Source organism: Shewanella sp. (assembly GCF_013214165.1).
Lineage (GTDB): Bacteria > Pseudomonadota > Gammaproteobacteria > Enterobacterales > Shewanellaceae > Shewanella.
Genome location: NZ_JABSSM010000120.1, coordinates 1 through 8,028 on the forward strand (window position 1 = coordinate 1; position 8,028 = coordinate 8,028).

Here is an 8,028-nt window from a genome sequence, read left to right on the forward strand (position 1 = left end):
AAATTGTACTATCCTGAAGGTTACATGCCTGAGCTGCTGACCGAATGGCCCGCCGATCGCGATATTGTGCTTCCGGCCGAGCAACTTCCAGACTCGCTCAGGAAGGGGATGAACACTAAACAGGAATATGTTGATCGTATGCGCGAGCATCATGGCTTAGACAGAAAATCGGTAACACGTCCGACAGAGAGTCAGGACGGTGCAGGAAACGATAATAAATAATTTCTGAGCAGCAATTAACAAGGGGCTATAACCGCCTCTTGTTATTGCGCGTTAGATTAGGAAACCCAGCATGAATAGCTTACTTAAATCAATTTTCAGTGTTTTCATCCTTCTCCCCGGGCTAGCGTTTGCAGTCGAACATAACCATAACCATAACCATTTCAACCCCAAACTCGAGTTACTGGCTAACGATATCATAGGTATTACCGTGTGCTATAACAACGGTTTTATCTCAGATCAGCAACAAGAACCTGCGTTCGTTAATTTAATCGAGTATACGGGTGTTACCGGTGCCGAATTGGGTATGTACTACATGAATAGTCTCGGTAAGAAGGCTGAACAGATCATGTCTGATCCTGACAGCAGTCTGCTCTGGCATGAGGCGTATTGTGAAAACTTGGCGGCAAATTATTTAGACCTTGATGAATTGCATGACAGAGCAGAGCAGGCTTTGGCAACCCAGGGACACCATAGGACCGTGTTAAGCCCTGAAATTGTCAAGCAGGACATAGAACGTGGACGTTTATTGACCATTCAGTGATGCAATGGCTAGAGAATTGAATCCTCATAAGGGAATACATATTATGCAAGGTAAATATACTGCACCGCTAGTCGGTGGGTTAGTGACGCTTCTTAGCAGTGTTTCAGTGAACGCTGCTGGATTATCATTATCACAGATCGCAACGACTGAGAGCATAGCGATGGCAGGCGTCGCAGGGGTAACCAATAACCGAGATAGCTCGGCTATGGTTACCAACCCAGCGGGCTTAACAGGCATAGAAGACAGCAGCTATCTCCTGGGCGCTCAAGTCATCATAGTCGATGCTGAATTTAATAATAACCTTGGTGATGCTAGCTCCTCTAGCACCACGCCTATCCCCCATTTATCCTATGCGCAACGCGTAAATGATAAGTGGGTCCTGGGGGGAAGTGTACATGCTCCCGGTGGCTTAGGTTTGGAATATAAAAATGGATTATTTGGCGCAAACACCCCAACTGTCGTCAATGAAAGCGCGATAGAAATCGTGGATTTTACGTTTGCGGCGGCTTATCAATTAGATGAAAACTGGTCACTGGGGGCGGCAGTGATCGCGCAATACGCGAGTATTGATATGCAATTGCTCGAAGGAACAAGTTTTGCCAATAATCTCAGTGATCAAGACATCAATTTTGCGTTCTCCTTAGGCGCTCAATACCAGTTGGATAACTGGCTTGTTGGCATCAGCTATAAGTCAGGAAGTGATCATGAATTCTCCTATGATGGTATGTTTCCGGCTCCAAGCGCGCTTACCTGGCCTCAAATTGTCGATATAGGCGTCAGTTATCAAGCGACTGAACGGACGCAATTGTCCTTCTCGATGAACTGGCAAGAATGGAGCGCTAGCGGTGATAGCCTAGGCTATCAATATCAAGATACCTATGGTGTTGGCATCGCGATACGTCACCAGCTCGACGAATGGGTGTTGATGGCAGGCGCATCTTACGATTCAAGCCCGATTGACACCGCGGCAGACAGAACGATAGATCTGCCTCTGGATAGCCAATGGCGAATAGGGTTCGGTGCCGAGAAGAAAATATGGGGCGATAAGTGGTTAGGGATCGCATACCAGTACAGCGACCTAGGTCAGGCCGATATCTTGATGACGGGTCCTGGTGGCATAAACACCTTGGTTGAAGGCAGCTATTCAAAAAATAGAGCCCACTTTATCACGGCCTCATTAAGATATTAGATAATAAGGCAGCGGGCTCACTGGGCTAATGTTGTTATCTAGGTAACTGCTCCGGCGTTAGTCTGGATAAGTGCAGCTGCGTTATTCTATCTGCGCCAAATATCCCCAAGCCAGTTCAAAACTGTATTTCGAGGTCGCTCGAGTATATGGGCTGGGTTAATACTGCCCTAAGCTGACCCTATCTGGCCCATATTATCTGAGATACTTGGGTATCACTCAGGTCTTCCCACGTCCCTGTGGGTCAGATGGACATGTCTCATACAAGATCATGCACGGCCCCCACGTCAGGCAATCGGAGCCACTCTAGGCTCTACACTTGCTTGTTTTCTCTTCGAGTGAGGTTAGGAGGTAACCCTAATGATGATTAGCTGCTGCTCACTCTTGACTGCTGGCGATTAGATTGTTGATCGTTTTTGATATCAGATCTTTTTTCATCTTAGTCGGTGTAACAGGCTGTTTAAACCAGAAGCTGATCGGCTGCTCAAAGCCAATACCTAGCATATAATTGTAGATAGCCTTACGCAGCCCGACCCCAAGCATGTCATGATCCACGCCGGTTGGATCGGTGAAGTCTACATCGTTTTCAGCGAATAAGATCTCCGGGCGTTCAGCCAGCGTAATGCCAAACTTCTCCGGGTTCATGCCAATAGGACTGTGAACCGTGGCCACAAAACGGTGCCAGTAAGCGGACTGGAAACAAGCTTGCTGCATCATCTGACGCACCATCTCCAGCGAATCTATGGTTTCTTGCTCGGTTTGTGTTGGAAAGCCATACATCAAATAGGCGTGAACCAATATACCCGCATCACTGAAGGCCTTGGTTACTTGGGCGACCCGCTCAACACTCACGCCTTTTTTCATCAGTTTCAATAGACGATCAGACGCTACCTCAAGACCGCCGCTAACAGCGATACAACCGGAATCCGCCAGCAACTGGCAACGTGCTTGGCTAAACGTCCTCTCGAAACGGATGTTGCCCCACCAGCTGATCATGACCCTACGTTCGATTAGCCGTTTTGCTAGCGCAAACAAAAGCTTTGGCGGTAGGGCTTCATCGACGAAATGAAAACCTGTCTCTCCGGTTTCTTCGATGACTTGTTCGATTCTATCCACCAGAACATCGGCTCCTGCGGCGTCAAAGCGGTCGATATAGTCCAGACTGACATCGCAAAAGCTGCATTTACGCCAGTAACAGCCATGAGCTATGGTCAGTTTATTCCAGCGTCCATCGCTCCAAATGCGGTGCATCGGATTGAGCATTTCACACAAAGACAGGTATTCCCCCAATGGCAGGCCATCGTAGATCGGTGCACCGACATCGGTTTGTGGGATATCGTGGAGCTGCTTATTTTCATTGAAGTGTACGTATGCTTGGCCATCCTCATCCTCTGCGAGGAAATAGGTTCGCACCAGGTCGTCTATCTCACGTTGTCCTGCAAAGTATTCCAGCAGGGTTATAAAAGGACGTTCGCCGTCGTCCAGACAGATAAAATCGACAAATTCAAACACGCGAGGGTCTTTGAGCGCGCGCAGTTCGGTATTGATAAAACCACCGCCCATTACGATGGGGATATCTGGATTGATGGCTTTACAGGTTTGCGCTATGCGTAAGGCTCCTAGCATATTGCCGGGGAAAGGTACGGTTAACGCGACGACGCTAGGCTGAGTTTCTTCCAGATACTGCTCGACCAATTGTTCCAAAATTTCCGAGCTGAAACTAGGTTCGTCCATCAAGGTATCGTACAGATTGTCAAAGCTTGGGTTGGCCGCCGCTAATTTCTCGCCATAACGGCTCACTTCAAAGTAGGGATCAACCCCCTGAGTGATGACGTTCGACAGATCATTAATAAACAGGGTGGCTAGATATTTGGCTTTATCTTGTACGCCTAGATTGCCAAAGGCCGCTTGCAACACATCGCCTGATACCGCCTCCATCTGCGCAATAGTGTCAAACGCTGGGCCTTCTGGTAAAAAACGACGGGAGTTAATACGCAGGGCAAGGCTTGGATCCTTGCCCTGCAAAAAGCGAATAGCGCTCTCAACGGTTTGATGATAACGGTCAAACTCAGCCAGAAAATTAAAGATCACATCAGGTAACTCATCGTCTTCAAAATGCTCGAAGTTTTCTTCCACATGCTGACGAATAATCTCCAGCGCAGGCGCTGTCATCATTTCTAGGAACAGCTCAATTGCAGGATCTCGCTGAACCGCCTCATAGCCTCGGGAGCGTAAAAAACCAGTTAAATACGCTGTTGCCGGATAGGGCGTATTCAGCTGGGTCATAGGTGGAGTCATTAGGAGAACGGTCATAGCCTGCCTTTAAATAGTAAACCTGGATACTCTGTGTGAAACTGTTCACTGAAAGCCAGAGTGTGGCAGCTGATACAGTTGCCATAAAATAAGCATGGATTCTAGCAAATGACCTAGATAAAAACCCGAGTAAATATCAGATTTCACGGCTAAGCGCCCACGGATGGGTTCACAGCGAGTTACAGAAGATATTTGCAACGAGTTATCCGATACTTACTCGCAATGGTATTAGTCTTGGGCGTAAGCCTGCTCAACTTCTTCGGCGATTATCGCTATACCGGCGCGCATCTTGGCTTCATCTTGCACATAGTTCATCCGTAAGCATTGATGGCAATGGTCCCACTCTGGCTACCATTGGTCAGGCTGATATTTTTCTCGCTAATCTCCCAACCGTAAGTGTCTCGTAATAAGTCAGCCAAGGATTTTAAGAAGGTGTCTTTACCTTGGGGCCCATCATAATTACTTAATGCCGCTATCAGCTCACCGTTTGCTAGCATCTCACTTGCTGCTTGGTGAAAGTCATCCTGCATCGCCGGAATAGTGGCAGGGTTACCCCCACCCAACATTATGGCGCCTGGTGTGCGTAGCCCTTCATTGAGATCATTCATCAACTGATTAATGCCTGAGTTACGATTAAATTTTCACCAAACTTTGAATACTGCATGACACCCACACTTGAAAATATCGAAATAACTTAGAGTGCCTGTAGTAACCATTTTCAGTGAGACACGCACCCATTATTTCATTTTTTGGCGACTAATTTGGATCTCGTCATGTTTTACTAGGGGAGTCGCAAATTATTTGTTTGTTCAACCTTAGGAGGATAAAGGGAGCAAGCTGAGAGTGAAGGTGGATGTCTAAAATGACCTAATAGTGCATGTGAGCTCTCGGTACGCTGGATCTTGATTAAATCTCCTTAGATAGTGAAAGCAAGATGATGTACCGCTTAATCATTTATATTACCGCTCATGTAAAAGTTCCAACACAACGACTCTTTGTCATTGATACTAGTCCTTTAATTCCCTAATGGGTGTGTCGTGATGGAGACAAAATGAAGATAATGATTGAGTTTGTAGTACTAGGTATAGCACTTTGTGTCTGTAGCGCCTCGGCGTTGGCCACAACAGATAGTGTGGGTCAACCTCAGTCCTTAATAGAATTATCTGTAGCTTTGAACAATGCTATGGATGACCAAAATATCCCCGGAATGCAAGTCGCACTGTTTAATGCTGAGGGAATATTTTGGTCTCAAGCGTTCGGCGTTCAGAATAAACTAACTCAAGAAGCTGTCACTGAGGACACTTTATTTCGAGCTGGTTCTACCACTAAACCCTTTGTTGCACTGGCTGTCATGAAGTTAATTAATGATGGTAAGTTTTCTTTAGAGAGTAAACTTAGCGATCTAGCACCAGAAGTTGAGTTCTCAAATACTTGGGCCGGCTTTGCACCTGTTCGGGTGATTCATTTGCTCGAACACACTGCGGGCTTCGATGATATGCATTTTAAGAATTTTTATAATGTCGATGAACAGAATATCTCAATGCTAGAAGCTATCAATAGGGATCATTCATCGCTTAATGTGCGTTGGGTTCCTGGTTCGCGTCATAGTTACTCTAATCCAGGTTATGGAATTCTAGGCTATCTAATAGAAAAGTTTTCAGGACAGGGTTTTGCACACTACCTCAATGATCATCTATTAACGCCGCTTAACATGATTCAAAGCGATGCTAGCAATAATTCAGTGGTACAAGCACAGCTCAGCCAGGGCTTTGTCGATGACAAGTCGGTCCCTTATAGAGAGATATACTTACGACCCGCCGGAAGCCTGCATTCGACAGCCTCTGAACTGGCTCATCTAGGTTCGTTTCTGCTCTCTCGGGGGGAATGGGCTTCTATCCAAGGTATCGATGCTGCAACCATAACGTCAATGGAATCCCCCCGTTCAACCAGCGCGGCCAAGGCCGGCCTTAAACATGGCTATGGGTTGGGAATATACCACTTATCTATGTACCATAAGATGCACACTAATCATGACTGGCTTGGTCATAATGGCGGCATCGATGGCTTCATTACATCATTGGGTTATTCATTGGAGCTTAATACAGGCTTCGTTGTCATGGTCAATACCAGTACCGCAAATTATAATGCCATTGTGGAATTACTTACTGGATTCTTGACTGGAAATCATTCTTTAGCACCATTAACTACCAGAGAGGGACTCGATGAAACCGTTGGCGGATATTACAGGATGATGAACCCTAGAAATCAGCTGTTTATAGGGCTTGAATATCCATTTTCTGTGGTGAATATAGTGGTCAACAAACAGACTATATTGCTCGGGCCGCTGATAGGAGACGACGTATTACTTCATCATGTGGGTGATCAAGCATACGCAAAAGTTGGTAGTGCTTATCCCACCGGCATTTTTATCTCTGATACGTCAGCAGGGATAGCATTTCAAATAGATGGCCAATATTTCAAGTCTGTTAGTGCATTTTCTGCCTGGTTCCCTTTAGTGGTATTGAGTGTGAGTGTGCTATCCATACTATTAACGGTTATCTATCAGCCAATTTGGCTAATCAATCTATCCAGAGGACTGTTTTCTGACAAATCTAGGCTGAAGTTAAGAGCAGGTCAAGGGCTGGCAATAGCTTCACTGGCTTCATTGGTTTTTGCAATGATGAATTTGAGCCTATTTGAGGCTGGAAGATTGAACTGGCAAACCATCTTGATTTACGTCAGCAGCATTATGTTGATGATATTCAGTTTTCTAGGGCTTTGGGGAGTGTTGTCGGCGTGGAAGCTAGAGCCAAATGTAATGGCTAAGTATTTTGCACTGTTTACGGCGATGGGTCTCTTAGTATTTGCAACATATTGCTATTATTGGAATTATGTGGGAATCAGTCTTTGGACTTGGTAATCTAACCGCGTTATGGATTAGCCTGTTAGTATCGGCATTAGTAGCAAATATTGGTCGTGTCTTTCTCTGAGTATACTATGTCGAAGAAAAAAATATTCTGGATTTGTCAGCTTAGCGGCTGGGGGACTGTCGGTCTGATTAACCTGTTAGTGAGAGTGTCTTTGGGGGGATCTGATTGGTTAATTGAGCTTATATCAAGTTTTTTGATTATCACCTTCGGGATATTCTGCTCTAATTTACTCAGATACATTTTTAAAAAGCTTAATTTGATTGAGCGTAAACCCTTATCGATCATTGTCTGGGTGATGTTCTTATCGATCCTAGTTACGTTAATCATGGTAATTAGTACATTAATTCCCCTTGGTATATATCTAATCCTAATAGGCAAAAGTGAAAACCTGTTTACTTTTGAATCTATCGTGAGTAACAGTATTGGCTTATATCCGATGTTACTTTCATGGTGCTGTATATATTTTTGTGCCAGCTATTTGATCCGCTGGAACAAAAGTCAGCTGGATAAACTTAGCTTAGAAAATACGTTAAAGAGTGCCCAATTAAATGTATTAATGGGACAAATTAACCCACACTTTATCTTCAATAGTTTGAATAACATACGTTCATTAATGCTTGAGGATGTAGAGAGAGCAAGGGATATGATCACTTTCCTTGCAAAAGTGCTTCGCTACTCTCTCACTTCAGAACATAGCTCATTGATTGAGATTGATAAAGAGCTTGAAGTTGTGAATCACTTTATAGAATTAGCTAAGATTCAATATGAAGAGCGTTTGGATTTTAGCAGCAAGATCCAGTTAGATTCAGATGATATCAAAATTCCGCCTATGGTCA

Annotated in this window: 8 protein-coding genes; 6 read left to right on the forward strand and 2 right to left on the reverse strand. The window is 44.9% G+C overall.

Translation table 11 applies throughout. The annotated features are described in order from the left end of the window. The 3 genes from HRU42_RS19645 to HRU42_RS19655 all read left to right on the forward strand — a co-directional run. Positions 1-222, forward strand: a 222-nt coding sequence (locus tag HRU42_RS19645; protein ID WP_295033633.1) for a hypothetical protein, incomplete at its 5' end; no start/stop codon positions are given. A gap of 70 nt (positions 223-292) precedes the next feature. Further along, on the forward strand, positions 293-763 hold the full coding sequence (locus HRU42_RS19650; RefSeq protein WP_295033634.1) for a hypothetical protein: 471 nt from the start codon (positions 293-295) through the stop codon (positions 761-763). Between the two features lie 43 nt (positions 764-806). After that, a complete protein-coding gene (locus tag HRU42_RS19655) occupies positions 807-1,952 on the forward strand; it encodes an OmpP1/FadL family transporter (RefSeq protein WP_295033636.1) in 1,146 nt (381 codons plus the stop codon). Between the two features lie 375 nt (positions 1,953-2,327). Here the strand turns inward: HRU42_RS19655 and HRU42_RS19660 are convergent, their stop codons facing one another. After that, on the reverse strand, positions 2,328-4,262 hold the full coding sequence (locus HRU42_RS19660; RefSeq protein ID WP_295033638.1) for a radical SAM protein: 1,935 nt from the start codon (positions 4,260-4,262) through the stop codon (positions 2,328-2,330). A 192-nt stretch (positions 4,263-4,454) separates the two neighbouring features. Between HRU42_RS19660 and HRU42_RS19665 the strand changes: the two genes are divergently transcribed. Next, positions 4,455-4,583, forward strand: coding sequence for a hypothetical protein (locus HRU42_RS19665; protein ID WP_295033639.1), 129 nt, complete (start codon positions 4,455-4,457; stop codon positions 4,581-4,583). On the opposite strand, the gene HRU42_RS19670 is transcribed toward HRU42_RS19665, so the two are convergent. Next, positions 4,574-4,870 carry a hypothetical protein gene (locus tag HRU42_RS19670; protein ID WP_295033640.1) on the reverse strand — a complete coding sequence of 99 codons (297 nt, stop codon included), beginning with the start codon at positions 4,868-4,870 and terminating at the stop codon, positions 4,574-4,576. The genes HRU42_RS19665 and HRU42_RS19670 overlap by 10 nt on opposite strands. Before the next feature lie 524 nt (positions 4,871-5,394). Between HRU42_RS19670 and HRU42_RS19675 the strand changes: the two genes are divergently transcribed. Further along, the gene (locus HRU42_RS19675) at positions 5,395-7,182 is read left to right on the forward strand and encodes a serine hydrolase (protein WP_295033642.1); all 1,788 of its coding nucleotides are present in this window, start codon (positions 5,395-5,397) and stop codon (positions 7,180-7,182) included. Positions 7,183-7,259: 77 nt separating this feature from the next. Further along, positions 7,260-8,028, forward strand: a 769-nt coding sequence (locus HRU42_RS19680; RefSeq protein ID WP_295033644.1) for a sensor histidine kinase, incomplete at its 3' end; no start/stop codon positions are given.

Bases quoted from the DNA above. Each gene is read 5' to 3' on its own strand.
- HRU42_RS19650 (WP_295033634.1), top strand. From the start codon at position 293: ATGAATAGCTTACTTAAATCAATTTTCAGTGTTTTCATCCTTCTCCCC.
- HRU42_RS19655 (WP_295033636.1), top strand. From the start codon at position 807: ATGCAAGGTAAATATACTGCACCGCTAGTCGGTGGGTTAGTGACGCTT.
- HRU42_RS19660 (WP_295033638.1), bottom strand. From the start codon at position 4,262: ATGACCGTTCTCCTAATGACTCCACCTATGACCCAGCTGAATACGCCC.
- HRU42_RS19670 (WP_295033640.1), bottom strand. From the start codon at position 4,870: ATGAATGATCTCAATGAAGGGCTACGCACACCAGGCGCCATAATGTTG.